The organism is Streptomyces sp. NPDC045287 (assembly GCF_056432325.1).
This window is the reverse complement of record NZ_JBWKJG010000054.1, coordinates 1-1,029: the sequence shown is the minus strand read 5'-3', so window position 1 is coordinate 1,029 and position 1,029 is coordinate 1. Positions and strand designations below refer to the sequence as shown.

At 66.6% G+C, this 1,029-nt stretch carries 1 protein-coding gene and 1 pseudogene; both read right to left on the bottom strand.

The annotated features are described in order from the left end of the window. Window positions 1–123 precede the first annotated feature (123 nt). A complete protein-coding gene (locus AC07D6_RS33535) occupies window positions 124–597 on the bottom strand; it encodes a hypothetical protein (protein WP_479050742.1) in 474 nt (157 codons plus the stop codon). 226 nt (window positions 598–823) lie between these two features. Next, window positions 824–1,029: pseudogene (locus AC07D6_RS33530) on the bottom strand (hypothetical protein); the annotation flags it as partial.

Sequence of the window (1,029 nt, the reverse complement as noted above, 5' to 3'; positions counted from 1 at the left end):
ATGCGCCAGCACCGCCCGATTGACCATGATCACCACACCCGGATCATGCCACCTGCCAGACCCGACACCTCACCCGCTATCACGCACCAACTCGTAAAGCCGGCTGGCCGGGTGGTGGCCGTTTCAGGTGCCGAGAGCCGCGGTCTTCTTTCGGTGGAGGTAGCCCTCGCCGGGGCAGCTGGCATCGGGGTCCTCAGTCGGGCACAGGACAGGGGTGTCTTCGTCTCCGAAGAGGTAGGCGTCCACCTCGCAGTCACCGGCAGCGAAGGCCAGCGACACCACCGTGCCGCGCGTGGCGCTCTCGTCCGCGACCTCCACCTGGCCGGATCCAGCGGAGGCGTAAAACGCCCATCGGCCAGACGACAGGGCCGAAGGCTGCGTGCACTCCGATGCGGCGGGCAGTTCGTCGAAGTGCTCGGCGGTGAACGTGTGATCCTCACGGAAGGTCAGGGAGGTGCCGCCCTCGCTGACCCATCGCCCTTCCATCCGATCCGCCGAGATCTCTGCGGCATGGATCGCCGCAGCCCAGCCGCAGGACACCGTCAACCCCATCACCACCCCGGCAAAGGCGATTGAGTACCAAAGCCGTCGACCCACGCCAACCCCTCCCCTGCGTCCGGGCCACCGCCCTCGCCGGTCGGACTCCAACCGTATTTGAACGCACTCAAAATGGTACGGCAGTCTCCCGTCGGGGCAGTTGCGGAGCCGCGCATGCACGCCGCGCCGTCCAGGGAGCGTGCCGGCACACAGGGCGCCACGCGGTTCGAAAGCAGTGCCCGCGGCAGTCGGGGCGCCGATCAGGCGCCTTCCTCGTCTTCGTCCGTTACCGGGAAGTGGCTTTGGGAGTGGGTGTGCCGCTTGTTGGGGAGTGTCTTTTCTCAAGGAAGTACTCGCTGCGGGTGTCGGGGTCGCCGAAGAAGAAGTAGAGGTCGATCCCCTCGTCGTTGCGCGTCATCTCGAAGACCCAGCGGTACGACTGCGGTGCGTCGCTCCTGCGGTCAGGGCGAACAGGGAAGTCCGCTTCTACCC